Below are 24300 nucleotides of genomic sequence, written 5' to 3'. Positions count from 1 at the left end.
AGAGAGTATGGGGGTTATTTTTCAAACGGTTGATGAATTTTCTGTGGGGCAACGACTGGATAATTATTTATTGAAGCATTTGAAAGGTGTGCCGAAATCACATATTTATCGTATCATTCGAAAGGGTGAAGTGCGGGTGGATAAAGGCAGAAAAAAAGCAGATTATAAATTAATATTGAATAATGTGGTGCGTATTCCGCCGATTCGTATGTCTGAATCCAAACTCACTAAAACTTCTGATAGTCTTAAAAAACTATTGACCGATAGTATTTTATATGAAGATAAAGGTTTGTTGATACTCAATAAGCCAAGTGGATTGGCAGTGCATGGCGGTAGTGGTATTGATATTGGTGTGATTGAGGCGTTGCGGGACATGTCCAATACACCCCTAGAATTAGTGCATCGCATTGATCGTGCAACTTCGGGCGTATTGTTGATTGCTAAAAAACGCTCAGTGTTAAAAAATTTGCACGAGCAGTTGGTAAATCGTCATATGGAAAAGCGTTATACCGCTTTAGTTAAAGGCACTTGGTCAAAAAAACGCCATACTATTGATGCACCTTTGTATCAAAATTCTCGTTGCACAATAGTGGATGCTAAAGGCAAAGAGGCAGTGAGTCATTTTCAACCACTCAAAAATTTCGATAGTATTGATGCCTCCTTGGTGGAAGTGCTGATTGAAACAGGGCGTATGCACCAAATCCGTGTACACGCACAATATGCGGGACATCCATTGGTAGGAGATGACAAATACGGCGATAGAGACTTTGACCGCAAAGTGCATTCACAGGGCTTAAAACGCTTATTTTTACATGCACAACAGTTAACTTTTACCAACCCAACCACCGATACAATCCAAACGGTGAAAGCCCCATTGTCCGCTGAATTGACAGCGTTTTTGGCAACATTATGAACGCCTATTTTCGCCTAATGCGCTTGGACAAACCTGTTGGCATTTATTTGTTGCTCTACCCGACATTGTGGGCATTATTTTTGGCAGAAAGTGGGTTGCCTGCGTTAAAATTGTTGTTAATTTTTGTGTTGGGCGTAGTATTAATGCGTTCAGCAGGCTGTGTGATTAATGATTATGCCGATAGGAAAATTGACAAATTAGTCAAACGAACGCAGGATAGACCGATTACCACGGGTGAAATTAGCCCAAAAAAAGCGTTATTTTTGTTTTTTTCTTTGCTTATTCTGGCATTTTTGTTGGTGCTGATGACTAACGGGCTAACCATTCAATTGGCAATGGTTGCCGCATTGTTGGCAATTCTATATCCATTCACCAAACGCTGGACGCACCTGCCACAGTTCGTGCTTGGCTGTGCATTTGCGATGAGCGTACCGATGGCATTTGCGGCAACGCTTGGCAATGTGCCTAGTAATGCGTGGTGGATTTTTTTGGCAACGGTTGTTTGGACAGTGATTTATGATACGATGTATGCGATGGCAGACAGGGAAGAAGATTTAAAAATTGGGGTGAAATCTAGTGCAATTTTATTTGCAAAATACGATATAATCATCATTGGTGGCTTGCAAATTTGCTTGTTACTGATATTAATGAAAATATCAACTGTTTTTAATTTGGGTATCTTTTACGATATTGCATTAATTTTAAGTGCATTGTTGATGGTTTTTCATCAAACGCTAATCAAAAATAGAGAAAAAAACGCTTGCTTTCAAGCGTTTTTGCACAATCAATACATTGGTATTAGCGTGTTATTAGGTGTGATTTTTAGTGTGAGTTTTAACCAAGGGGTTATATGAGACCTCTGCATAAATATGAATAATCATCAAAGCACCATCTTTCATCAAATTGAAAATTGTTTAAAAACACCCTTAACCCTACTAGGAGTGGATTTAAAAAATTTCCAATTTAATAAAATCTGTCACTTTGCTAATCACCCCTATTTATACAAAGGTCTCTATATGAAATTTTCTAAAATTGTAACAAGTATTTTACTGCTAGCGTCATCTTCATCCTACGCACAATCAAATTATCAATGGGTGCAAATGGTGCCCAATAACCAACTTAGTATTAGAGTGGTTTTATTGGACGATACACAATGTCCCAAAGTTGAGGTCAATAACAAATCCCACTTAATGACATTAAGAGCCGATAAAACAGCAGATTTCCCCGCAGTATGCGAGTTGTTGGTCGGTCGTGATACCTATTCAATCAAAATCAATCAACATTCATTGCCCACTTTGCCTAGTCAGATAGATCGTGTTGCCATTCTAGGCGATACAGGGTGTCGGATTAAAAATAACAGTGTTCAAGCGTGTAATGACATCGAGGCTTGGCCGTTTCGTACATTAAGTGCCAGTCTTGCTGCAAAAACAGCCGATGTGGTTTTACATGTAGGCGACTATTTGTATAGAGAATCCCCTTGTCCTAAGGGCAATGCAGGTTGCAAAGGCTCCCCGAGTGGCTATAACTGGGATACTTGGAATGCCGATTGGTTCGCACCTGCCAATCCATTGTTGCAGTCTGCAGTAATGGCATTTGCCAGAGGCAATCACGAAGACTGTAACCGAGCGTATAACGGCTGGTTCCGTTACTTATCGCCATGGGCCTATCAAGCAAAGGCACAAAAATGCACCGAGATGGAAAATCCTTACATTCTCACGCTAAAAGGCGTAAATTACATCATATTTGACAGCAGTTATGGCAAGGATAGCAGCACTTCTGACGCACAATTGGCATTGTATATAGCCGCAATAAAACAGTTGCAATTGGATAAAAATTTAACTTATGTACTGCTCACCCATCGGGCTATGTGGACTTATAACAAAATGAAGTCAAAATATTATTATGGCAACCTCACTCAGCAAATAGCATTTAAAGATTTACTTCCAAGCAACACACTCTTTATGGCTGGGCATGCACACTATCTACAAACACTGGACATGCAAAGTGATTACGATCAACTGGTTATTGGCAATGGTGGCACACAATTAATTAAAGTCGGCAATACAATACAAAAATCAGTGGACATCGACAAACACCTCGCCAATTTTGTGTATTCTCGCTCAGGTTTTGGCTACAGTATTTTAAGCAATATCGACAAAAAGTTTAGGTTTTACAATCAAAACGGCACCCATATCGGCGAATGCGTATGGTTACTTGATAAACAACAATCCTCTTTGAGTTGCCAATAGTTTTAAGCAAAAAAAAACTCATGAAAATGATTAAAACCACAATATTCACTAACTTTTGAGAGGCAAGGCCTCTATAATTTGGTAATTTATGACAGGGTCAATAAGTATCTCTTTAGTGGTATTATTTTTTATAAATGGTATGACTGCTGTTTTTAGATTAGGGTAAACAAAAAAACCCACTAAAAAGTGGGTTTTTTTCAGTTTTAAAAGGTTAAATACCTCTCAACAACTCGTTAATACCCACTTTGGAGCGAGTTTTAGCGTCAACTTGTTTGACAATAACCGCACAATAAAGTGAATAACTGCCGTCTTTACTTGGTAAATTACCAGACACAACGACTGAACCAGCAGGGATGCGTCCGTAACTAATTTCACCTGTTTCACGGTTGAATATTTTGGTGGATTGTCCGATGTAAACACCCATTGAGATGACAGCGCCTTCTTCGACAATAACGCCTTCAACCACTTCTGATCGGGCACCAATAAAACAATTGTCTTCAATGATGGTTGGGCTGGCTTGTAAAGGTTCTAATACGCCACCGATGCCGACACCGCCTGATAAATGTACATTTTTACCAATTTGTGCACAGGATCCGACGGTTGCCCAAGTGTCAACCATGGTGCCTGAATCAACATAGGCACCGATATTGACATAGCTGGGCATAAGCACGGTATTTTTGCCGATGAATGAGCCACGGCGCGCGGTGGCGGGTGGCACGACACGAATGCCCATTGTATTAAAATCGGCTGGTGACATATTGGCAAATTTTGAAGGCACTTTATCGTAATATTGCGTAAAACCACCTTCCATTGGCACATTGTCTTCTAATCTAAAAGAAAGCAACACTGCTTTTTTTAGCCATTCATTAACTGTCCAATCACCAACGCCTTGTTGCTCGGCAACACGTGCCTGACCTGAATCAAGCAGATGAATTGCCTCAGAAACGGCTTGTTTAACTTCGCTACTTGCAGTTTGTGGGTTGATGTTAGCTCTATTGTCAAAAGCTACTTCAATAATATCTTTCATAATGTATCCGTCGTTCAAAAAACAGACATTATATCAGGGCGAAGCACTAATCTTCGTGACAATGGTTGTGATGGTGTTCATAAGTTGCCATTAATTCATCCATTTGGTCGGCGAATAAATCATTAAATTGACTATTTTTAATAATGGTTTCAGGCTGCCCCATGCAACAAATATGATGATACAGGCATAATACTTGTGTGGATTCTTTCATCACTCGGTGCAAATCGTGAGAAATCATCAGCACTGCACAGCCTTGTTGTTGATGGATGTCTTGGATGAGTTTGTAGAGTTGCATTTGTCCACTGACATCAAGGTTTTGTGCGGGTTCATCGAGGATTAAAACATTCGGTTTATTGAGCAATGCACGCGCTAATAAAACGCGTTGCAATTCACCACCAGAACAATTTTTTAACAGATTTTTTAGCAAACCTTCAATGCCAGTAAGCGCCACCGTCTGATGCAAAAAATCAGGTGCAACTTTTTGATTAAGATTAAGAAAATCAATCACAGAAATCGGAATGAATGGATTTGGGTTAAAAGTTTGCGGTGTATAGCCCAGTTTAATATTTTTAGAACGCACTACCTTGCCACTATCTGCTTTAATCAAACCGAGTAGAATTTTGATAAGTGAACTTTTCCCTGCCCCATTTGGACCAATGACAGTCACAAAATCGCCTTGTTTTAACTCAAAACTTACCTTATCCAGTACACTTTTTCTACGGTGCGTTAGACAAATATCGTGAGCGCTAATTAATGTTTGTGGTGTGATTGTAGTCATGTGCTTATTTTATACCGTTGATAAATAGTTTAAGTGTGTAAAATTCATCTTATGTCACAGCAACTTATTCTATTAGATGGGTCAGCCTTTTTATTTAGGGCTTATTTTTCCACGCTTGCACAAAATTTGACCAATGAGGAAGGCTTTCCAACAGGTGCAATGTTTGGTGTTATTAATGCGATTAAGCGTTTACAGAACCAATACCCTGAAGCAAAACTTATCGCAATTTTTGATGCCAAAGGTAAAAACCATCGCCATGATATTTACCCAGAATACAAAGCCCATCGAAAACCTGCCGAAGATGATTTAGTCGTACAAATTGAGCCTTTGTACGAAATTATTCGCGCTATGGGCTTTCATTTTATGTGTGTGCCAGGGGTAGAAGCAGACGATGTGATTGCGACATTGGCGATGGTTGCCGATGAGCAAAAAATGCAAACTATCATTGCCAGTGGCGACAAAGACTTGATGCAATTAGTTAGCGATAATATTTCCCAGTTGGATATGAAAGGCAAATTATACGACCGCCAAACCGTGATTGAAAAAATGGGCGTTGCACCTGAGCATATTTTAGATTTATTGGCACTTACAGGCGATAGTGCGGACAACATTCCAGGTGTGCCGAGCGTTGGGCCAAAAACGGCGTTGAAATGGTTGGCACAGTTTAAATCCATTGCAGGTATCAAGGAAAATGCCGAAAAAATTGGAGGCAAAGTCGGTGAAAAGTTACGCGAAAATTTTGACAAATTAGACCTATCTTATCAGTTAGTGCAGCTCAAATTTGATGTGGAATTACCCTGCAATATTTTAGACGACGAGCCGAGTGCTAACGATGTAAAACTCGCCAGTTTATATCAGCAATATGGATTTGCAGCTTGGCTCAAACAATTAGGCAGTGTTCCTGCCCAAATAACAGACACAACAGCAACGCCTATTGCTGAAACAGAAATCAAAAAGCCGATAACTGAGTGGTTAAAAGAATACACACAAACCGTTATTTTTGAGCCAACCGATTTTGACGATTTAGTTAAACGATTAGAATCATGCAAAAATTTTGTCTTTGATTTAGAAACCACATCGCTTGACTATATGAATGCCAAAATCGTGGGTTGGGTGTTCTTAGTTGATAAAGACAGTTTTTATATCCCCGTCAGCCATGATTATCTAGATGCACCAAAGCAGTTAAATTTTGATATTGTGCTGACACTACTAAAACCTATTTTAGAAAACAAATCCATCGGTAAAATCGGACAAAACCTCAAATATGATAGCCATATTCTCGCAAATTATGGGATAGCCCTTAACGGCATTGTTGATGATACCATGCTCAAATCCTATTGCTTGAATTCGGTCGCCTCAAGGCATAATATGGATGATCTATCTGAGCATTATTTGGGGCATACCACCATCCATTTTTCCGATATTGCAGGCAAAGGCAAAAAACAAATCACTTTCAACCAAGTCAGTATTAATGATGGCGCTCCGTATGCCTGTGAAGATGTTATTGTAACGCATAAGCTCAACGAAGTTTTGGCACAAGAATTGGTGAATTATGCCAAACTTTACAAACTTTATCAAATGATAGAATTACCCCTAATTGCTGTTCTGGTAACTATGGAACGCAATGGCGTAGAATTGGACGCTACTATCTTAGGCAAGCAGCAATTTGATGTGGCTGCACAAATGGAAATCATTAAGGCGCAAGCATTTGAATTGGCAGGCGATGCGTTTAATTTAGAATCGCCAAAGCAAATCCAGCAAATCTTATTCTCAGAAGAGGGTTTGGGGTTAGAGCCGAAAAAGAAAACCCCGAAAGGCGCACCGTCAACCAACGAAGAAGCGCTGAAATTATTAGACCATCCATTAGTAGATTTGATACTCAGTTATCGCACATTAACCAAACTCAATTCCACTTATTTAGAAGCATTGCCTAAGCAAATTGACCTACACACTAAAAGATTGCACACTTCTTATCATCAAGCAGGCACTGCCACAGGTCGCCTATCATCTAGCAATCCCAACCTACAAAACATCCCCATTCGTAGTGAACAAGGTGCCAAAATTCGTTCGGCTTTTATTGCCAGCAAAGGTAATGTCATTATCGCCGCAGACTACTCCCAAATTGAGCTTAGAATTATGGCACACATATCCCAAGACGAACATCTGCTAAAAGCCTTTAATAACGACGAAGATGTTCATCGTGCCACAGCATCAATGATGTTTAACCTCCCAATTGAGCAAATTACCAACGACCATCGTCGTAAGGCCAAAGCCATTAATTTTGGTTTGATTTATGGTATGAGTGCCTTCGGACTTGCCAAGCAAATCAATGTCTCACGCACCGAAGCCAAGCAATATATTGATGCATATTTTGCAAATTACCCAAGCGTACTCAATTATATGGACAGCACCAAAGAATTGGCAAAAGAAAAAGGCTTTGTGGAAACGCTAATAGGCAGGCGTTTATACCTGCCACAAATTAACGCCAAAAACAAAATGTTACAACAGCACGCCTTACGCACCGCCATTAACGCCCCGATGCAAGGCTCATCCGCCGATATTATCAAACAAGCCATGCTTGATGTTAATGCGTGGATAGGCAAAAATAACCCTGACATTAAAATGATAATGCAAGTCCATGATGAATTGGTATTTGAAGTCAACGCCTCAAAAGCCGACGAATTTGCCCATAAAATACAAGGCTTGATGGAAAACGCTTACCCACTAGACATTCCCCTTAAAGTTGATGTTGGTATTGGTGGTTCTTGGCAGGAAGCACACTAAGCAAAAATAAACAATCAAATGTTACTTTTGTTTTATAATGTTGACTTTGCAATACAATGAATGACAAATGAATACAACACCTAGCATCGCTATCTCCACTAGAATCCCAGCAGAAATGGTTAAAGGACTGGATGAAGTCGCAAGTCTTACTGAAAGAAGCCGTAGTTTTCACATTAAAAAAGCGCTCAATTTATATTTAATAAATTGCAAACAACAAAGTGTAAAAAATGATACTTTACAAGAGCTTGACTCCGCTTTTTCAGAATTAAATGCAGCGTTAAAAAATCAAAATAATCTCAGTACTTTAGATAACTTGATTGATGAACTTGAACATAGAGACCTTTGCATAAATAGGGATGATTAGCAAAATGACAGATTTTATTAAATTGGAAATTTTTTAAATCCACTCCTAGCAGGGCTAAGGGTGTTTTTAAAAAGTTTGTAATTTGATGAAAGATGGCGTTTTGATGATTATTCATATTTATGCAAAGGTCTCCAAAGATTAAAAAACTGTTCAAAAAGCACAGAAGCGGAAATCAAAGGGTTAGTATCACTTGATTTTATGAATAATTAGGGTAAAAAATCAAGTGATACTAACCCCTTTGATTTCAAATGACATTATTACTGACTATAATATCGGTATTAGGGCAAAAGATTGTTTAATAATGGATGGGCATCAAAAAACCCCAGATATTCTAAGGTGCAATGTTTACAAGGGGTGTCGTTTGGTAGTAATTATTTTGTTGCCAATTTTGATAAGATAACTGGTAGAGATTTAAGGTTTAAGAAGGTTGATAGATCTAAAAAAAGGGTGGCGTCCCCGCCCTCTCCCTTTATTCTTATTTCCATAGGATGGCTTAACATATGAAACAATCATTTAATAGCGATAATTTTATAAAAATATTTTATAGCGAAAATAAGAAGGGGGTGTATTTGGAAAGTAAATACACCATATTTAAACCAATTAAAAAGCACACAAATTCAATATCAAAAATAAATCAAAACTTTAAAGATAATCAATACAACTCTGAAAAATTAAAGGAAAAAGCCAATAGAGTAAAGGATAAGCTCAAAGAAAGAAAATATCGCAAGTTGGAAGGTATTTTTTCTGATTTGGAAAATACAATAGAAAGCCAAGGTATTAACTTTAAATTAATATCAGGCAAATCAATAAGCAATAAGCAAACTTATAAAATAGAAAACACAGGGGACAGCCCTGAGATTTTTTTTGCATTAAAGCAAGTTCAAAATAATATTAAAGCCTCTTTCAAGGTAAGACCATCAAATAGATATGAAATATCAAATCAAGTAATAAATATGCTTGATAATGATTTTCCAAAATGTGTTATTCGCACAGATATAGAAAGTTTTTTTGAGTCAATACCGCATGATAAATTAAAGGAAAAATTAAATAAAAATTATATTCTGAATGCAGAATCAAAGAATATTATTAATAAAATATTGGGTCAATATAGTAAGCTTTCTAAAACGGATAAGGGTATTCCTAGGGGGGTTGGTGTTAGTCCATATCTTGCAGAACTATATATGAGGGATATTGATAATAAAATAAAAGCATTGCCAAATCTTACTTATTATGCTCGCTATGTTGATGATATGATTTTGGTATTTACACCAAATACAAAATATGACAAAACTTGTCATTTGAATAAAATCCTGAAAATTATCAAAAGTGAGGAGTTGCAGTTAAAGGAAGAAAAAACAAAAGCATATAATTTATATGAAAATTCCTGTATTCAATTAGACTTTTTAGGGTATGAAATTGTTAAGGTCAATACGATTAAAATTAATGTATCGATAACCGATTCAAAAGTAAGTAAATACAAAGAAAAAATAGACTCATCAATAAAATACTACACCAGAAGCATTAATTACGATGAAAAATCAGCAAGAAAATTATTAAGAAATAGACTAAAGTATTTAACAGGCAATACAAGACTACTAAATGTCAAAAAAGATATTTTGATTGGTATTTACTTTTCCAATATATTGCTTACTGATACAAAAAAACTTAAAGAGCTTGATGATTATTTAAAATACAAGTTAGACAAATTAAATCCAACAATAAATTTACAGGATAAATTTAGTAAATATAGTTTTGAAAAAGGATTTAAAGAAAAAACTTTTTATAAATTTGATGTAAAAACATTAAAAGCCATCTTAAATATTTGGAGGTAATTATGAACACAAAGAAAAAAGAAAAAATTGCCTACAAAAAAGAAAGAGTTGTTTTATCTGATATATTGCCGTATGAAGTGCCTGCAATATTTAACAATTACATTACCCCAAAACCTCAAACAACTTTCTAAATTTTCTTATATAGCAAACCCTAAGAAGCCCTCTTCTTTTTCTGATTCAATTTTATACTTTCTTGATACACATCCATTGGTTTTTTATATTTCAATGTTTCATGGAATCTTTGGTGATTATAAAACTCAATATAATCATCTACATCCGTGGTTAACTCACTGATAGTTTGGTATTCGTTTAAATAAATCCTTTCACATTTAGCACTTCTCCAGAAGCGTTCAATGCAGATATTATCTGTGGCTCTGCCTTTGCCGTCCATTGAGATAGTAATACCCAGTTTTTTGAGTCGCTTGGTGTGCACCTCACTGGTGTATTGACTGCCTTGATCGGTATTAAATATCTCTGGGTGCGGGTATTTTTCTAAAGCATCGTTGAGTACGCTCATCACTAACTGTGAATCCATTGTGTTGGATATTCTGTGTGATAAAACAGCCTTGGAATGCCAATCAATAATAGCAGCCATATACACCATACCTCCCGCAATCTTAATGTAGGTGATGTCTGTACTCCAAACTTGATTAGCGTGGTTAATACCAAGACCTCGAAGCTTATAACTGTATTTTTTATGTGCTTTGATTGGTATGGCTGTATTAACCTGTTTAACCGCTAACACCGCTTTTAACCCCAACGCTTGGCGATAACGAGCCACTGTGTTTAAACTTACCTTGTAACCGTCTTCAAGTAGTTGTTGATGCACTTTTTTCTCACCGTAAATAGGTATTTGTTCAAACACCTTGGTGATATGAGATTTAATTTTATCTTTACGCACATTGGTACGCGGTGTGTAATATAAGCCACTCCTGTTAATGCTCAACAGTTGGCATTGTTGATTAATTGATAAAGGTTGTGTTGCAGATGTTGAAGACGGCTTGAAGTCAACTAATTGTTTAAGATTAGATAAGCCCAAGCTTTTTAGCTTTTTTGCTAACCATTCCTTCTCTACGGTTACCTTGCCTACCAGAGCTGTTAAGCGCTCATTTTGTTTTTGTGATTTAACAAGCTCTTCTTTGTATTCTTTAACCGCCTTGGATGGCTCCATGGCAATTTCAGCATTAGCAAGGAAGGTTTTCTTCCAGTTTTGTAGGTTTTGTGGAAGGATGTTATGCTTGCTAGCAATCTGTACCAAGGTACTTTCATTTTGTAATAACTCAAGCACTAATTTTGTTTTAAATGCTGAGGTGTATTTGGTTCGTTTTTTACTCATTTTTTTACTCCGATTTTTTTTGTTTAGTTTAACGGGTTTTAAATAAGAAAGTTTAGATTGTTGTCTGAAATTGTTGGGGTTTTATAAATAGATACTTTTATCGATTTTTGGTGGAAAACGAAATTGGGTTAAATGGTGAAAAAATTAGACATAAAGAGGGAGCTAAAAAAGGATTGAATGATGTTATCAAGATAATTTTTAGTCCAATACCTAGAACAATACCTTTTGAATTTAGAATATCACATAAAGACAATAGTTATCGTTCATTGGCAATTATTCATCCTTTAAACCAGCTCCATGTAGTGGCGTTTTATAATGAATTTAAAGAAATCATCAAATATTTTGCTAATGTTAGCCAATATTCAATCAGAAAGCCATATAAAGTTGCAAAAACTAGATTTGTAAATGACTACATTCATCAGCATCAACAGCAAGAATCAGAGAATGCTAGTAATATAGAGATATATAAAGATAAAGATGAAAATCTTAAAACATTTTTCTCATATGAAAAATATAGCAATATTTATAAATTTTTTGAGTCGCACGAATACCAAAGAGCTGAGAAAAAATTTACTCATTTGTATAAGTTTGATATTGGTAAATGTTTCGATAGTATTTATACACATTCTATCTCTTGGGCGTTATACGAAAAAGGAATTGTAAAAGATAACATACCATCATCCAAAACAACTTTTGCAGGCAAGTTTGACACTTTAATGCAGAGTATGAATTATGGAGAAACTAACGGAATATTAATTGGACCAGAGGTATCTAGAATTTTTGCTGAATTATTATTACAGCAAGTGGATAAGGCTGTATTTGATGAGTTGTTTCATGATGGAAAAATACATAAAAAAGATTATGAAGTTTTTAGATATGTCGATGACTACTTTTTATTTTGCAGTGACGAGATGTTAAAAAATACTATAAAAGATAAGTTTATCCATCATCTAAAACAATACAATTTATTTATCAATGAAGCAAAATCTTATGAATATTCTCGCCCAATTATTACAGACTTAACCATTGCCAAAATAAAGATTGTAGATTTGATAGATGATAAATTAGGCATTAAAAAAAATAAAGAGAAAGAGAAAGGGTGGAGTATTGGCTTTAAGTCAAAGGATTTAATTACAAGATTTAAAATTATTATTAGAGAATCCAATATTGAATACAAGGATGTAGTAAATTATTCTATTGCTATTATTGAGAAAAAGGCATTAAAGGTTATTTTAAAAATAGAAAATGAAGAAGATATCAAGCCTTATAAAAAAGATTTTATTAGCTATTTTTACAATATATTGGATTTAATATTTTTCATATACTCAGTTGCACCAAGGGTGAGTGGTACCGTCAAAATTGTCTCTTTATTGAGTAAATTGCTTGCTTTTTTGAAAAAAAATGAAAATATAAATAAACATCAAAAGGATGCTTTATATAAAAAAATATTTGACGAGTCGCATCAAATAATTAAGGGCAACCAACATAAAAAATATGTTCAAAATGAAACCTTGTACTTATTGATAATATTAGCTGAATTAAATCAAGAGTGTTATTTTATAGATAATGACACTTTAAAAAAATACTTTCTTTCCAATACAGATAATACAGAGGTGAATTACTTTGTAATTACAACATTGCTGTTTTATATTAAAAATCAAGAAATCTATAAAAATATTAAGATGGAAATTATTAAAGAAATTTATAAAAAAATCAATAACTGTAATAAAGATAATCGTAAAAAAGATTCTGAACTTGTGATGTTGTTGCTTGATTCATTAAGTTGTCCTTTTATTAGTGAAAAAGACAAGAGGGGTCTTTTAAAATCTTTTGGAATAACTGAGAATGAAGAAAATTTAATAGACTTTAGAGAAGAATGGTTTATTAAATGGGAAAATTTTGACTTATCAAAAGAAATGGAACTTAAAAAAAGTCAAGAAGTTTATAGTTAGATAGTTTAAAATTGGAAGTTGCACTACTGCCATCAAATTACACACACAAGTGTAGAGTTAGCAAACTAAGCAGTGCTTGCTAGCCCCTTATCATTAAATAAAGGTAAATAAAGGGATGCACTCTTTTATTGTAAAACTTTGCTAAGACAGACTTTATACCAAGACAACCTAGTAATATATTTACTAACATCCCTTATCATATCACCCAAAAAGGAAATCACAAGGAATATATTTTCTTTTCCCGACTTCCGCAAAGCACCACACAAAAAATCCGAAAAAAATAAAAAACCCATAAAAATCAAAGACATAAGATTTTAAACAAAAAATTCATTTTGTAGTGCCCTGTAAATATTATATTTACAATCAAAGGGGTCAGTATGCGGTTCCCCCACTTGACTGGACACCACTTCAATAAATTATACCCTTGTTCTTTTTGATTGAACAATGGGGTTAAATCTTTGAGGTATACCGTAGGGGCAACCCTTGTGGTCGCCCGAGCCCGAGGTAATTTGGATATCGATTCTAAAAACAGCAATAAAAAAACCACTGACAATCGTGGCTGAGTGTTGGATAACTGTATTTATATTAAACGCCGTTCGGGCGGGATTAGCGGTAGCGGTTGCTAATTGAAAAGAATTTAATTTTAAATTTGATGAAAGCCTGAATTTAGGCGTTGTGCCTTTTGCACTGAATGATGATAAAATGAGGGACTTTGATTTACAAGCATTACCTAAAACAAATCCTTAATCTAACAATCACACAATGAAAACACAACTACAAACACTATTAAAACAAGCATTAAACACATTGATAAAGGACGGCGTACTGGCGTGTATGCCGGATAATATTCGTATTGACCATTCTAGGGATAAGACCCAGGGAGATTTTGCGACCAATATTGCGATGGTATTGTCGAAGCAGGCGAAGTGTACGCCACGGGTGTTGGCGGAGCAAATTTTGGCGAATTTTCCTGATGATGAAATGGTGGAAAAGGTGGAAATTGCAGGGCCTGGGTTTATTAATTTCTTTATGTCGCAAGATTGTGCGGCTTCAGTGGTTAGTCAGATTTTAGAGCAAGGGATGGAATATGGCACTTCAACTGTGGGGGCTGGGCAGCGGGTATTGTTAGAGTTTGGTTCGGTTAATCCAACTGGGCCTTTGCATGTTGGGCATGGTCGTGGTGTGGCGTATGGCTCAACTATGGCAAATATTTTGCGTGCCATTGGTGTTGAAGTAGATTGTGAGTATTATGTCAATGATGCAGGGCGGCAAATGGATATTTTGGCGGTTTCGGTGTATATGCGTTATATTGATGCAGATAAATTTCCTGATAATGGCTATCAAGGCGATTATATTCAAAATATTGCCAATCAAATAAAAAGGGTTGAAAAGTTGGATATTTTTTCAGGGGTTACTTGTAAAGATGAACGAGACGGCGGCGATAAAGAGCAATACATTGATTCGTTGATTGCAAACTGTAAGGTAATGCTTGGTAAGGATTATAAAACTATTTTTGATTTGGCAATTAAGGATGTATTGGCGGATATTAAAGAAGATTTGTTGGAGTTTGGGGTTGAATATCAGCAGTGGTTTTCAGAGCAATCTTTGATAGACAACGGTTTGAGTGAAAAAATTGTCCAACAGTTGCAGGCTTCTAATCATATCTATGAAAAAGATGGCGCATTGTGGTTTAAGACGACGGATTTTGGCGATGATTTGGATCGTGTGGTGGTGCGTGATAATGGCATGCACACTTATTTTGCCTCAGATATTGCCTATCATTTTGAAAAACTTGAACGCGGTTATGGGACGATTGTTGACATTTGGGGGGCGGATCATCATGGCTATATTGCTCGTGTTAAAGCGTCTATTAAGGCACTTGGAAACGACCCTGAAAAACTGAAAGTATTGCTTTCGCAGATGGTGCATTTATATCGAGGGGGCGAAAAGTTGAAGATGTCCACTCGTAGTGGCAAGTTTGTAACTTTAAGAGAATTGCGTTATGAAGTGGGTAACGATGCGGCGCGTTTTTTCTATATTTTGCGTAAATCGGAGCAGCATATGGATTTTGACTTGGATTTGGCAAAGTCTAAAACTAATGAAAATCCTGTGTTTTATATTCAATATGCTCATGCGCGTATTTGTTCGGTGCTTAGTAAAGCGCAGGGTAATCAAACGCCAGATTTGACGCTACTTAATAATGAATATGAGCAAGCGTTGATAAAGCAACTCAGTCGTTATAGCGACATAGTAAAAACCTCAGCCCTCAATTACGAGCCCCATTTACTGGCCTATTATTTGCGTGATTTGGCGGGCGATTTCCATAGTTATTACAATAATTGTGATTTTTTAATTGCAGATAAAACCTTACAAGCCAGTCGTTTAGAATTGGTGAAAGCCACAAAACAAATACTTCAAAATGGTTTGGGGTTGTTGGGTGTGAGTGCGCCTGATGAAATGTAATTTAAAATAGGGTTAAAAGTGAAATAAAGTTAGGTTTTGGTTAAAAAACAGACAAAATAGAGGTTTAATTTAGTTAAAAATTGAAATAAAGGGCTTTTAAAGGAAATATGAAGGGTGGTGAAAATAATGAACAATTCTTTATTAAAATTGATTTATATGTTAAATAAAATTGTATTTTTGACAAATAATGTTAAAATGTTTACTTTAATTCAATTTTAATGTGATTTAGATATGCTTTTAGAATTCAGTGTTACTAATTTTCGATCCATTAAGGAGAAACAAACGCTTAGTTTGTTAAAAACCAACAAGAACGAACTGCCCAATAATTTTACAACCGTCACCCTGTCCACAGGTAAAACGCTAGATGTGCTTAACAGTGCTGTGATTTATGGTGCGAATGCGAGTGGTAAGTCTAACTTAGTCTTGGCACTCACCACTATGCTAACTATTGTAGGTAGTTCATTTAATTATAAACAAAATGAAAGTATTCCAGGCGTTGAATCATTTGCATTTACTAGTAATGGTGTTAGTGAATTTGAAATTGACTTTATTAACGATAAAGGTGTGCGTTTTGTTTATGGATTTTCTGCTACACAAGAAAAATTTATTGATGAATGGCTATATCAATACCCAAAAGGCAGGCCACAGATTTTAATTAGTCGAGATAATACAAGTACTTGGGGAGAAATGAATGCCCTCAAAGGGAGTAAAAAACTACTTAAGGATAGCACAAAGGAAGTTTCGCTTTTCTTATCAACAGCCTATCAGTTTAATAATGAACAATTATCAAGTGTATTGCAAGATATTTTCACACTAAAGACTACAATAGTTGACTTTCAAGACCCTCATTTTACAATTGCACAAGTTGAAGAGAACAATAAAAAACAGTCTGTATTAGACTTTTTAAATAATGCGGACATAGGTATTGAGGACATTATTATTGAAAGCCATGAAGTAAATGTTGATAATGTTCCAGAAATGGCAAGAATGATTGTGGAGGTAGATGGCATCCAACAAAAACCTAAATATATTGAAACTAAAATTCATATTGTCCACACTGACGGAATTAGATTTGATCTACATCAAGAGTCAAGTGGAACGCAAAAATTATTCTTTTTGATTGGCGTTTGGCTAGATGTTATAGAAAAAGGCTACACTTTAATTTTAGATGAATTGCAAAATAGTTTACACCCCAAACTGGTAGAGCATTTGATAACAATGTTCCACGATTCAAAAGTCAATAATAAAGGAGCGCAGTTAATCTTTGTTACACACGAAACTTCATTGCTTAGCCAAGAAATTTTCCGCAGAGACCAAGTTTGGTTTTGTGAAAAAGAAAACAATGCGACAGAGTTGTTTTCTTTGGCTGATTTTTCAGTGCGGAAGGGGGCAGAAAATGTAGAAAAGTTTTACTTATCTGGGCGCTATGGTGCTGTGCCGTATTTGAGAAGTTAATGGCAAAACGCAAACCAAAGCCACAATATAGCCCTAGAAAGACGAATATAAGGCAACCTTATGATAGGGTTTTAATTGTTTGTGAGGGCAGTAAAACGGAGATTAATTATTTTAACGGCTTGATTAACCATTTAAAACTAAGCACTGTTAACATTCAAATGTTAGATATTAAACAGACAACGCCCGATAGTTTATTTAGGGAGGCAAAAGAACTTTATCAAGATGCAAAAAGAAAAGGGAATTCTTATGATAAAGTGTATTGTATTTTTGACAAAGATAGGCACGCCAAATATCAAGAAACTAAAGATAATATAGAGCAAGCTAAAAACTTTTATGTTGCTTTTTCAGAGCCTTGTTTTGAATATTGGTTGTTGTTGCATTATGAAAATACCACTAAACCGTTTACTTGTTTCGACGAATTAAAAAAAGACAAAATGTTTAAAAAGCATTTTCCTGATTATCAAAAAAATCAGGATGTTTTTACAAACTTGCAAGATAAGATACCAACCGCTTGTCAAAATGCAGAAAACAATCCACACACCAATATTCATAAACTAATAAAATATTTGCAAAACATTAAAAACCGATGAATGATCAAACCCAACGCCAGAAAGCCCTAGACATTAGCCAGTCTTTTATTGTGCAAGCACCTGCGGGGTCGGGAAAGACGGAATTACTCACACAACGGTATCTAAAATTATTAGCAAATTGCACTGAGCCTGAGAATGTGATTGCGATGACATTTACGAATAAGGCGGTGGATGAGATGACGCATCGAGTGTTGTCGGCGTTAAAATTGACTAAGCAATCTCGTCCAGAAGAGCCACATAAACAGGTTACTTATGATTTAGCAAGGGCAGTTATTCAGCATTCAGATAAGCAGGGGTGGGATTTGTTGCAAAATCCGAAACGGCTGAAAATATCTACCATTGACGGGTTGTATAGTTTGATTACCAATCGTTATCCATTGCCAAAGCAACTAGTCCCCCGCCAAATTATGGCACAGCAGTGGGAGCGTGATTGGGCTTATCAGTATGCAGCGCGTGAGACTTTGAAGATGATTGATGATGCGGATTATGGCAAGGATATTAGGTATTTATTGTTGCATTTGGATAATAATGTTAATAAGTTTGAAGGTTTGGTGATGCAGATGTTGTCCAAACGCGACCAGTGGTTGGGGCGCTTGTATCAAGATAATGTGTTGGATTTACAGATATTGCAAGATAGTGCAAAACGCATTATTTTGGAGCATTTGCAGGCATTGCATAGCTTGGCGGAACCGTATTTTGGTGAGGAATTTTTTGCGTTGATGCTGTCTAGTAATAATTTAGACTACAACAAGGTTGTATCTTTGCCGAATGCTGATTATCTAGATTTGGAAAAATGGCAATTGATGAGTGATTTCTGTTTGACCAAAAAGGGTACTTGGCGCAAGACTTTGGAAAAAAAATTACCAACAGATATTTTTAACGAAGCGTTAAGAGAAAGTTTGCAACAATTAAATGTCTTGCCCGATATTGATTTCTCTCAGGCACAGGCGGACACTTTAAAGACGATTGCACAAGTGTTAAAACTGTGCGTGGCGCAACTCAATATTTATTTTGAAGACCAGCAAATGCACGATTTTATTGAGGTGGCATTGAATGCCAATCAGGCACTGGATGATCAGGTGGGCGTGAGTGATATTGCTCTGTTTCTGGATTATAAAGTGCAACATTTATTAATTGATGAGTTTCAAGACACCTCAGCGTCGCAGTTTAATACTCTTGAAAAAATGATGAGCGAATGGCAGACAGGTGATGGCAAAACGCTGTTTTTGGTGGGCGATCCGATGCAGTCAATTTACCGATTTAGAGAATCGCAAGTGGGATTATTTTTGCAAGTTCGAGACAAGGGTATTGCTCAACTGCAGCCAATATCGTTGGTACTAGAGACAAATTTCCGTTCATCGCAGAGTATTGTGAAGGGTAATAACGAGATTTTCCAAGGTATTTTTCCAAAAAATGATGAAGTACATCAGGGAGCGATTTCTTACTCGTCATCGACGGCAAATTCAGAGGTAACTGAGGAACGGGCCATTACTTTTCACCCCTTTGCACACGACCAATGCTTGCTTGAAGCACAAGCGGTGAGTGGTGCGGTTAAAAACGCGTTGGTAAAAAATGCAAGCGGCACAGTGGCAATTTTGGTGCGTACGCGCAACCATTTGACACATATTACTCAGCAACTTAAATGCGATAATATCGAATTTGAATCGGTGGATATTACCCAATTGCAAAATCATTTATTGACCCGTGATTTATTCTCCTTAACAAAGGCATTATTACACCTTGGTGACAAATTGGCATGGCTAAGTGTGTTGCGTGCGCCGTGGTGCGGGTTAATTTTGAATGATTTGTTGATATTATCTGACAATGATGATTGTATTATTTACCAACAATTGAATGATACGGGAGTGGTGTCAAAGTTGAGCAAAAACGGGCAAAAACGCGTCAAACATCTGCACCATTGCCTACAAAAGGTGGTTAATAATCAGGGGCGATTTAATTTTGTGGAATTACTGACTGATGCGATTAATCAATTGGGTTATACAAATGATGTTTTGTCGGAAGTTGAGTTAGCGATTAAGGATAAATTTTTGCGTATTATTTATGATTGCGAACAGCAGCAAAGGCTGAATGTTAAGACCATTCAAAGTGCGATAGAAAGTCTGTATGCGCCGAGCGACACTGCACAGGTAAAGTTGATGACTATTCATCAATCTAAGGGTTTGGAATTTGATACGGTGATAATCCCTGGTTTGGGCAGAAGTCCGAGAAATGCGGATTCTCCTATCATTCACTTGCGTGAATTTTCTAATAATTCTTTGTTATTAGCCCCCGTCAAATCAGCGATGGATGCGAGTGATAGTGGGGCTTATAATTATTTGAAATTTATTGAGTCAAGACAAGATTATTTTGAAAGTATGCGTTTATTGTATGTGGCAATGACGCGTGCTAGAAGCAATTTACACTTATTGGGTGCGGTAAATAAATCGGGCAATGTTGCTAAAAACACTTTGTTGACATTGTTAGCACCATTTTTTTCGCATTATTTTGATGATATTGATGAAACACCTGATACGGTTGAGTCTTCGGCAGTATTGCAATTGCAACGCTTTGCTGAATTAAAAACACCAACTAATCAAGTCCAAACAGAAGGCGAAAGAGTTGAATATCGACAAAATTTTGAACGCTTATTTAAAAGTGCCTTAGGGACTTTGGTGCATCGATATTATGAACAAAAGTTGTTTAATCCGAGTGTTGATAATATACGCAATCGCCTGATTGAAATTGGCACAGCATCGAGTGAAATTGAGCATTGGCAGAGGTTTATTCTGAAATTATTGGAGAATACCAAAAATGACACGCAATTTGAATGGCTGTTCAAAGACAGAGAACTGGCACAAAATGAAGCGGCATTTTTTGTTAATGGACGCACTATTGCTATTGACAGATTGTTTGTTGATGAAGGTACACTGTGGGTGATTGATTTTAAAACTGCCGAACTTAATGAAGGCGAATTGTTGGATACATTCATCAAACGCCAACAAAAACAACACAGCAAGCAACTGTTATTTTATAAAACTGCAATGTCTGACATTTATGAGTATCCAGTGCGTTGTGCGTTATATTGTCCGAGCGTTAGCCAATTAATTGAAATTACTTAATGAGACCTTTGCATAAATATGAATAATCATCAAAACGCCATCTTTCATCAAATTACAAACTTTTTAAAAACACCCTTAGCCCTGCCAGGAGTGGATTTAAAAAATTTCCAATTTAATAAAATCTGTCATTTTGCTAATCATCCCTATTTATGCAAAGGTCTCTTAATTCCATAAAGCATTAATCATTGCCACGCTATTACAGCCTGCATCTAAAGCAGATTGTTGATTATTAAAATCAATGCCACCAATGCCGACAATTGGAATAGTCAGGATTTTTTTCGCTTGTCTGATAATGTCTAAGCCACATTTTGGTGCATTAGGTTTGGTTAATGATGAAAATAAAGCACCAAATGCCACATAATCCGCTCCTTGTTGTTGTGCCATTTGCGCCAAAGAAATATCGTTATAGCACGATACTCCAATGACAGCGTCCGCACCGAGTTGTGCACGCGCTTGTTGAGTTGATACATCATTTTTGCCAAGATGCACACCATCAGCGGCTATTTTTTGCACAAGGTTAATGTCATCATTGAGAATAAATAAAGTATGATGTTTTGCACACAACTGCTGTAGTTGTGTCGTTTCATTGAATTGCGTTTTTGTATCCACCGTTTTATGTCGATATTGTAAAATACTGATGTGATGTTGAACAATCACTTTTTCAATAGCGTCAAGGTTTAAGGCACGGCTTGGCGTGATAGCGTAAATACCACTTATATTATGCAAAAAATTAGTTTTCATTTAAGAAGAAATTTGTTATTCACGGGCGTTATTATAGTGCTTATCGGCATTATATGGCTTTTTATATCATTGGTTTTTTCAATATTTACTTCGGACGAACAAAAAGTGGCCGATCCGGACGAAATTACCAATTACATTGAAAAAATCAACCAATTTGTATTGCAAAGTTTTAATGAAAAGCAACAATTAGTCCATTTTGTGGAAGCTGATAAATATTATAATTTTAAAGACGAGCCTGCTTTACTATTAGACCCAAAAGTAATTACCTATAATGCCAAAGGAGAAGAAATCTACACCCTAACTTCAAAACGAGCTAATTATTTAGATGATGGAAAGATTAAATTTAACGGTAAAGTTGATATCAATTCCAAATCCGGCATTAATTACCAAATCAACGCCAAAGAACTGTCAATTAATACCAAGACCAATGATTTAATGAGCGACAAACAAATTGTTTATTTAGACAAAACCGCACAAGTTATCGCCCAAGGTATGCGGATGAAAGCCATAGATGATAAAATGCGCTTAATCGGTAAAACCATCATTAATCAAGACAGCGGACAAAAAATATTAACCCGTAATTTGTTCATTGACCAGGCCAAATCAAAGAAGCGTTATTACTCTAAACACAAGACTACTTATTTAGCATCGGGTAATAAAATTGACTCTCAAGGCTTGGATATGGATATGAATAAAGGTATTGCTACCCTGCTTGGTAAAGTTAAAATCTTACAAAAATCAGGCACCAAAATTGATACTAAAGCACTCACCATTGACCAATCAAAAGAGCATGATATTTACAGAACCACAGAAAAAGTGCATTATCAATCAAAAATTTCAGATATTCGTGCAAAAAAAGGCATGCGTTATGATGCTAAAGACCAAAAGGTGAGATTGACAGGGGGCGTTGTTGGTCGTTATGAATAAGATTATTTACCTTTTATTGTTGTTGCCTTTTTCGGCACAAGCATTGCTTGATGATAAAATCCCAGTCGATGTTAAAGCCTATACAGTAGTGGTTGATGAGCGTTTGGGGCTAAGTATTTATATGGGCGATGCACAAATTGTGCAGGGAGATCTGACTATCAACGCTGAGACAATACAAATTTTTAGCAGAAATCAGGCTATTACCAAAGTAATTGCCATCGGCACTAAAAAAAATCCCGCTCATTACAAGCAAAATCAGCCCAATCAACCGCGATTTATTGAGGCGAAAGCACAGAAGATTATCTATTTTATTGATAAGAAATTGGTGCGACTTAAAGGAGGTGCACACCTGATTCAAGGCTTTGATTCCTTTAGTGGCGGTGTTTTGAATTACGATATCAACAAAGACAAAATTATTGCCACGAAATCTAAGGACGGCACTCAACGGGTTAAGTTTAAAATTAAACTGTAAAATATTGCCATCAAAAAACCACTATTCGGTATAATTTCCCTCTTTAAATTAAATAGAGGATGAGGTATGTCAAAATTAGTCCCACCACATGGTAGCGATACAATCAAGGCGCTAGCACTATCAGGCGATGCTTTAACAGCAGAGTTAGCGAGAGCAAAATCATTAATAAAAATTACATGTTCTTCTAGAGAGGAAGGCGATATCGTTATGTTGGGTATTGGCGGGTTTAATCCATTAGATGGTTTTATGGGCGAAGCAGATTGGAAAGGTGTTTGTGATAATATGACAATGACCAATGGGTTGTTTTGGCCAATTCCTGTAACACTTTCAACTGACAATGAAGCCGTTAAAGCAGGAGATGAAATTGCAATTGCAAGTAGTAAATCTGGTGAAGTTTTAGCAACGATGACTGTTACTGAGAAATATACCATTGACAAGGACCACGAATGTGAAACTGTTTTTAAAACTACCGAAGATGCACACCCAGGTGTAGTAATGGTTCAGGCACAAGGTAAATATAATCTTGCAGGTCCTATCAAAGTATTATCTGACGGTGGCTTTCCTGCAAAGTTCGGCGATTTATATATGACACCTGCTGAGACGCGTGCTTATTTTGATGACAAAGGGTGGAAGACAGTTGCTGCCTTTCAAACGCGTAATCCAATGCACCGTTCACACGAATATTTGGCGAAAATCGCAGTAGAAATTTGTGATGGTGTAATGATTCATTCAGTTTTAGGCGGGCTTAAAGCGGGTGATATTCCTGCCGATGTGCGTTCAGAAGCAATTTCAGTCTTAATTGAAAACTATTTTGTTGATAACACAATCTTACAGTCGGGTTATCCATTAGATATGCGTTACGCAGGTCCTCGCGAAGCATTATTACATGCATTATTTAGGCAAAATTATGGTTGTTCACACTTAATTGTTGGTCGTGACCATGCAGGTGTTGATGATTATTATGGGCCATTCGATGCACATAATATTTTTGATGAAATTGCAGATAATGCACTAATAACACAGCCACTTAAAATTGATTGGACTTTCTGGTGTCACGAATGTGGTGGTATGTCTTCGATGAAAACTTGCCCGCATGAAGCCAAGGATCGTGTTTTATTGTCAGGAACTAAAGTCCGTAAGATGCTTTCAGACGGTGAAGATTTACCAGAAGAATTCTCACGCCCTGAAGTTGCTAAGGTGTTACAAGCATACTACGCAGGTATTAAAGATGAAGACAAAGTAGAAATTAAGTTGAGTGGTCACTCAGCTAAGTAAAGTAAAATTTATTTAAAACAAAG

21 protein-coding genes are annotated in these 24300 nt (G+C 36.3%); 16 read left to right on the top strand and 5 right to left on the bottom strand.

The window, feature by feature from the left end; translation table 11 throughout:
- Window positions 1-7: 7 nt before the first annotated feature.
- Genes AB8525_RS05225 through AB8525_RS05215 form a run of 3 tightly spaced genes read left to right on the top strand, consistent with a single transcriptional unit; the run spans window position 8 to window position 3162 of the window.
- Window positions 8-913, top strand: coding sequence for an RluA family pseudouridine synthase (locus tag AB8525_RS05225; protein WP_369176677.1), 906 nt, complete (start codon window positions 8-10; stop codon window positions 911-913).
- A complete protein-coding gene (gene ubiA, locus AB8525_RS05220) occupies window positions 910-1767 on the top strand; it encodes a 4-hydroxybenzoate octaprenyltransferase (RefSeq protein ID WP_369149913.1) in 858 nt (285 codons plus the stop codon). Before AB8525_RS05225 ends, ubiA begins: the two co-directional genes overlap by 4 nt.
- Window positions 1768-1782: 15 nt before the next feature.
- Window positions 1783-3162 (top strand): metallophosphoesterase, encoded by a 1380-nt coding sequence (locus tag AB8525_RS05215; protein ID WP_369176675.1) that lies wholly within the window; start codon window positions 1783-1785, stop codon window positions 3160-3162.
- 211 nt (window positions 3163-3373) lie between these two features.
- On the opposite strand, the gene dapD is transcribed toward AB8525_RS05215, so the two are convergent.
- Both dapD and AB8525_RS05205 read right to left on the bottom strand, forming a co-directional pair.
- Window positions 3374-4189 (bottom strand): 2,3,4,5-tetrahydropyridine-2,6-dicarboxylate N-succinyltransferase, encoded by an 816-nt coding sequence (gene dapD / locus AB8525_RS05210; protein WP_369176674.1) that lies wholly within the window; start codon window positions 4187-4189, stop codon window positions 3374-3376.
- 46 nt (window positions 4190-4235) lie between these two features.
- On the bottom strand, window positions 4236-4967 hold the full coding sequence (locus AB8525_RS05205; protein ID WP_369176672.1) for an ATP-binding cassette domain-containing protein: 732 nt from the start codon (window positions 4965-4967) through the stop codon (window positions 4236-4238).
- Between the two features lie 51 nt (window positions 4968-5018).
- On the opposite strand from AB8525_RS05205, the gene polA reads away from it, so the two are divergent.
- Window positions 5019-7751 (top strand): DNA polymerase I, encoded by a 2733-nt coding sequence (gene polA, locus AB8525_RS05200; protein ID WP_369176670.1) that lies wholly within the window; start codon window positions 5019-5021, stop codon window positions 7749-7751.
- A gap of 67 nt (window positions 7752-7818) precedes the next feature.
- Entirely contained in the window at window positions 7819-8115 is a 297-nt protein-coding gene (locus AB8525_RS05195) for a ribbon-helix-helix domain-containing protein (protein WP_369176668.1), read from the top strand.
- Here AB8525_RS05195 and AB8525_RS05190 read toward each other — a convergent pair.
- Window positions 8048-8230, bottom strand: a complete 183-nt coding sequence (locus AB8525_RS05190) for a hypothetical protein (protein ID WP_369176666.1) — start codon at window positions 8228-8230, stop codon at window positions 8048-8050. The genes AB8525_RS05195 and AB8525_RS05190 overlap by 68 nt on opposite strands.
- A 385-nt stretch (window positions 8231-8615) precedes the next feature.
- Here AB8525_RS05190 and drt3a point away from each other — a divergent pair, with 385 nt between their 5' ends.
- Both drt3a and AB8525_RS05180 read left to right on the top strand, forming a co-directional pair.
- A complete protein-coding gene (gene drt3a, locus AB8525_RS05185) occupies window positions 8616-9947 on the top strand; it encodes an antiviral reverse transcriptase Drt3a (protein ID WP_369176664.1) in 1332 nt (443 codons plus the stop codon).
- A gap of 2 nt (window positions 9948-9949) precedes the next feature.
- Complete coding sequence (locus AB8525_RS05180; protein ID WP_369176662.1) at window positions 9950-10078, top strand: hypothetical protein; 129 nt, start codon at window positions 9950-9952, stop codon at window positions 10076-10078.
- A gap of 20 nt (window positions 10079-10098) precedes the next feature.
- Here the strand turns inward: AB8525_RS05180 and AB8525_RS05175 are convergent, their stop codons facing one another.
- Window positions 10099-11283: an IS3 family transposase gene (locus AB8525_RS05175; RefSeq protein WP_369150786.1), complete on the bottom strand. Its 1185-nt coding sequence runs from the start codon at window positions 11281-11283 to the stop codon at window positions 10099-10101.
- Window positions 11284-11393: 110 nt separating this feature from the next.
- Between AB8525_RS05175 and drt3b the strand changes: the two genes are divergently transcribed.
- The 6 genes from drt3b to AB8525_RS05145 all read left to right on the top strand — a co-directional run bounded on the left by drt3b (window position 11394) and on the right by AB8525_RS05145 (window position 21036).
- Entirely contained in the window at window positions 11394-13235 is a 1842-nt protein-coding gene (gene drt3b / locus AB8525_RS05170) for an antiviral reverse transcriptase Drt3b (RefSeq protein ID WP_369179023.1), read from the top strand.
- A gap of 762 nt (window positions 13236-13997) precedes the next feature.
- Window positions 13998-15698 carry an arginine--tRNA ligase gene (gene argS / locus AB8525_RS05165; protein WP_369176660.1) on the top strand — a complete coding sequence of 567 codons (1701 nt, stop codon included), beginning with the start codon at window positions 13998-14000 and terminating at the stop codon, window positions 15696-15698.
- Between the two features lie 291 nt (window positions 15699-15989).
- Complete coding sequence (locus AB8525_RS05160; RefSeq protein ID WP_369176658.1) at window positions 15990-17153, top strand: ATP/GTP-binding protein; 1164 nt, start codon at window positions 15990-15992, stop codon at window positions 17151-17153.
- A complete protein-coding gene (locus AB8525_RS05155; RefSeq protein WP_369176656.1) occupies window positions 17153-17743 on the top strand; it encodes an RloB family protein in 591 nt (196 codons plus the stop codon). The genes AB8525_RS05160 and AB8525_RS05155 overlap by 1 nt, the downstream gene beginning before the upstream one ends.
- Window positions 17740-20862, top strand: coding sequence for a UvrD-helicase domain-containing protein (locus AB8525_RS05150; RefSeq protein ID WP_369178990.1), 3123 nt, complete (start codon window positions 17740-17742; stop codon window positions 20860-20862). The genes AB8525_RS05155 and AB8525_RS05150 overlap by 4 nt, the downstream gene beginning before the upstream one ends.
- A gap of 18 nt (window positions 20863-20880) precedes the next feature.
- On the top strand, window positions 20881-21036 hold the full coding sequence (locus tag AB8525_RS05145) for a hypothetical protein (RefSeq protein ID WP_369178988.1): 156 nt from the start codon (window positions 20881-20883) through the stop codon (window positions 21034-21036).
- On the opposite strand, the gene thiE is transcribed toward AB8525_RS05145, so the two are convergent.
- Entirely contained in the window at window positions 21025-21603 is a 579-nt protein-coding gene (gene thiE, locus AB8525_RS05140; RefSeq protein ID WP_369153025.1) for a thiamine phosphate synthase, read from the bottom strand. The two genes, AB8525_RS05145 and thiE, sit on opposite strands and share 12 nt — an antisense overlap.
- On the opposite strand from thiE, the gene lptC reads away from it, so the two are divergent.
- The 3 genes from lptC to sat all read left to right on the top strand — a co-directional run bounded on the left by lptC (window position 21583) and on the right by sat (window position 24277).
- Window positions 21583-22530: an LPS export ABC transporter periplasmic protein LptC gene (gene lptC, locus AB8525_RS05135; protein WP_369178986.1), complete on the top strand. Its 948-nt coding sequence runs from the start codon at window positions 21583-21585 to the stop codon at window positions 22528-22530. The genes thiE and lptC overlap by 21 nt on opposite strands.
- Window positions 22523-23002, top strand: a complete 480-nt coding sequence (gene lptA, locus AB8525_RS05130; protein WP_369178984.1) for a lipopolysaccharide transport periplasmic protein LptA — start codon at window positions 22523-22525, stop codon at window positions 23000-23002. The genes lptC and lptA overlap by 8 nt, the downstream gene beginning before the upstream one ends.
- A gap of 66 nt (window positions 23003-23068) precedes the next feature.
- On the top strand, window positions 23069-24277 hold the full coding sequence (sat, locus tag AB8525_RS05125) for a sulfate adenylyltransferase (RefSeq protein WP_369178982.1): 1209 nt from the start codon (window positions 23069-23071) through the stop codon (window positions 24275-24277).
- The last annotated feature ends 23 nt before the right edge of the window (window positions 24278-24300 follow it).

Source organism: Candidatus Thiodubiliella endoseptemdiera, assembly GCF_964212635.1.
Lineage (GTDB): Bacteria > Pseudomonadota > Gammaproteobacteria > PS1 > Pseudothioglobaceae > Thiodubiliella > Thiodubiliella endoseptemdiera.
Note: the sequence above shows the minus strand (reverse complement) of the source record. Positions and strands in the feature narration are given on the sequence as shown.

What these genes read in the sequence shown, in the direction of transcription:
- lptC (WP_369178986.1), top strand. Translation starts at nt 21,583, where the DNA reads ATGCAAAAAATTAGTTTTCATTTAAGAAGAAATTTGTTATTCACGGGC.
- sat (WP_369178982.1), top strand. Translation starts at nt 23,069, where the DNA reads ATGTCAAAATTAGTCCCACCACATGGTAGCGATACAATCAAGGCGCTA.
- AB8525_RS05190 (WP_369176666.1), bottom strand. Translation starts at nt 8,230, where the DNA reads ATGAATAATCATCAAAACGCCATCTTTCATCAAATTACAAACTTTTTA.
- dapD (WP_369176674.1), bottom strand. Translation starts at nt 4,189, where the DNA reads ATGAAAGATATTATTGAAGTAGCTTTTGACAATAGAGCTAACATCAAC.
- AB8525_RS05215 (WP_369176675.1), top strand. Translation starts at nt 1,783, where the DNA reads ATGAATAATCATCAAAGCACCATCTTTCATCAAATTGAAAATTGTTTA.
- AB8525_RS05145 (WP_369178988.1), top strand. Translation starts at nt 20,881, where the DNA reads ATGAATAATCATCAAAACGCCATCTTTCATCAAATTACAAACTTTTTA.
- AB8525_RS05155 (WP_369176656.1), top strand. Translation starts at nt 17,153, where the DNA reads ATGGCAAAACGCAAACCAAAGCCACAATATAGCCCTAGAAAGACGAAT.
- AB8525_RS05150 (WP_369178990.1), top strand. Translation starts at nt 17,740, where the DNA reads ATGAATGATCAAACCCAACGCCAGAAAGCCCTAGACATTAGCCAGTCT.
- AB8525_RS05180 (WP_369176662.1), top strand. Translation starts at nt 9,950, where the DNA reads ATGAACACAAAGAAAAAAGAAAAAATTGCCTACAAAAAAGAAAGAGTT.
- AB8525_RS05175 (WP_369150786.1), bottom strand. Translation starts at nt 11,283, where the DNA reads ATGAGTAAAAAACGAACCAAATACACCTCAGCATTTAAAACAAAATTA.
- drt3a (WP_369176664.1), top strand. Translation starts at nt 8,616, where the DNA reads ATGAAACAATCATTTAATAGCGATAATTTTATAAAAATATTTTATAGC.
- AB8525_RS05205 (WP_369176672.1), bottom strand. Translation starts at nt 4,967, where the DNA reads ATGACTACAATCACACCACAAACATTAATTAGCGCTCACGATATTTGT.
- polA (WP_369176670.1), top strand. Translation starts at nt 5,019, where the DNA reads ATGTCACAGCAACTTATTCTATTAGATGGGTCAGCCTTTTTATTTAGG.
- AB8525_RS05225 (WP_369176677.1), top strand. Translation starts at nt 8, where the DNA reads ATGGGGGTTATTTTTCAAACGGTTGATGAATTTTCTGTGGGGCAACGA.
- ubiA (WP_369149913.1), top strand. Translation starts at nt 910, where the DNA reads ATGAACGCCTATTTTCGCCTAATGCGCTTGGACAAACCTGTTGGCATT.
- lptA (WP_369178984.1), top strand. Translation starts at nt 22,523, where the DNA reads ATGAATAAGATTATTTACCTTTTATTGTTGTTGCCTTTTTCGGCACAA.
- argS (WP_369176660.1), top strand. Translation starts at nt 13,998, where the DNA reads ATGAAAACACAACTACAAACACTATTAAAACAAGCATTAAACACATTG.
- thiE (WP_369153025.1), bottom strand. Translation starts at nt 21,603, where the DNA reads ATGAAAACTAATTTTTTGCATAATATAAGTGGTATTTACGCTATCACG.
- AB8525_RS05195 (WP_369176668.1), top strand. Translation starts at nt 7,819, where the DNA reads ATGAATACAACACCTAGCATCGCTATCTCCACTAGAATCCCAGCAGAA.